The 1,583-nt window shown below is 57.1% G+C and carries 2 protein-coding genes and 1 pseudogene; 1 reads left to right on the forward strand and 2 read right to left on the reverse strand.

The features are described 5' to 3' along the window. Nucleotides 1-440: 440 nt before the first annotated feature. Together PY310_RS21430 and PY310_RS21435 are read right to left on the reverse strand one after the other, a co-directional pair. A complete protein-coding gene (locus PY310_RS21430) occupies nt 441-812 on the reverse strand; it encodes a Cif family virulence factor (protein WP_275216646.1) in 372 nt (123 codons plus the stop codon). 128 nt (nt 813-940) lie between these two features. After that, complete coding sequence (locus PY310_RS21435) at nt 941-1,135, reverse strand: hypothetical protein (RefSeq protein WP_275216647.1); 195 nt, start codon at nt 1,133-1,135, stop codon at nt 941-943. A 101-nt stretch (nt 1,136-1,236) separates the two neighbouring features. Between PY310_RS21435 and PY310_RS21440 the strand changes: the two are divergent. Next, nucleotides 1,237-1,494, forward strand: a pseudogene (locus PY310_RS21440) (tyrosine-type recombinase/integrase); the annotation flags it as partial. Nucleotides 1,495-1,583: the final 89 nt, after the last annotated feature.

Genomic DNA, 1,583 nt, shown 5'->3' on the forward strand with positions numbered 1-1,583 from the left:
AGCGACGATCCTGCCATGCAGCACAGCAATGGAGGTCGCCCGTGGACGAAATTCATCCATGGTGATGATATCGGCGTTGTGGACTAACAGGTCGACGTCCATTCGTCGAATCTCCATTCTCGTGTTGGCGAACTGCGGCGGGTCCCCGCCCCGGAGGTTACCGGAGCCTTCGTCCGACCCGTCCGTCTAATTCAGTGCGGAAAGGTGGTGCTTGCACAAGGACGCAGCCGGCCACCTCACGGTGGCGTGTCCCTTCTGGATTTTGCTGCGGCTAGGTAAATGTCCAAGTAGCATGGAGCTATTCTCGGGGTACGCCCGAGACCTTAGACTTCATAATCAGTGAATTCGGTTTTAGCGTCTCCGCTTTTATTCTCATTGCTTGAAAGACTCCTAATTACGAAAACATGCCGGACAGGTCGACATGGCGTGATTCGTGCACCTTAATTAGCTTCCACTGGTTGTCGACCTTGTGGGCGCCAAGAGTTACGCGCAGTTCTCCGAGAAGTGGCTCGTGGGCCGATAAGCTCAATATGGGTCTGCAGTTTAAGGTAGACCGTCGCGGAATTTCCGTCGACGCTCACACGGCTGATTAGTTCGCGCCATTCGGGAATAGATCCCACAACCGTAGGGATCGCGTCCCAGTACTTGTCGATCGCATCCCAAGTGAGCATAGGATCAGGAACCTCCTCCGGTTGATAAATCAAACCGTCGAAGGACTGGTCAAACAGCCGTTTCATACGGGCTGCATCCACGGACTGGAAAGCGCTGCACCAATTCTTATAAAGGGCTTCAATGTCCTGTTTATCACTCAAAGAAAGCCCCCGGTCTTGGTTGAATTGTTGGTGTCGAAATTATATCTGGAGCGGAACCAACAAGTTTAACTTATTGATAGGTTTGCTACTATCTGGATTAAAAGTATTGTCGATAGTCCCACCCGGCGCTAGATGCGTTTGCCGCCGGATTCCGGCGCCTTCAGGCACATTCGTGTGCAGATGCACATATTGTGGCTGTACGTGGAGAGCTCAGCGCCGTCGTGAGTACGACGACGAGTACCGCGCCCGGTGGATCGCTGACCCGGCTCGACCCCGGCATGGTGGCTCTTCACTATGGAGTTGTGGACCGGTTGGTCTGGCACTGGCTCCTTGATGGACGTGGCGGCCTCGGCTTGCTGGATGCAGGATGGTCTGGTGAGGCGGGTCTGACTTCGTCAACCTCTTCAGTGCCCCCGTCGGGCGGCCGTTGCGCTATGACGCGGTGGCCAAGCTCGTCGCCCGGCTGCGGGCCCTCACCGGCATAAAGTTCACGCCGCATGTGCTCAGACACACTCGGGCCACGGAATTGATCCGCGCCGGGGTGCCGATCGAGATCGTCTCAAAGGTGCTCACCCACCGCTCGGTGACGACCACCTCGGAGACCTATATTCACCTCTGCGTAGAGGATGTTAGGGCCGAGCTCGTCCGCGCCGGGGTCTGGACCCAGGAGACAGCGCCATGAGATCACCGCTGAAACGGCTGACGGAGCAGGCCGGGACGTCGCTGCTGGACAAGCTCCAGGACGCGGTTCGGCCCAAGTTCGCCGTGGAG

It is taken from the genome of Pseudarthrobacter naphthalenicus (assembly GCF_029076445.1).
Taxonomy (GTDB): domain Bacteria; phylum Actinomycetota; class Actinomycetes; order Actinomycetales; family Micrococcaceae; genus Arthrobacter; species Arthrobacter naphthalenicus.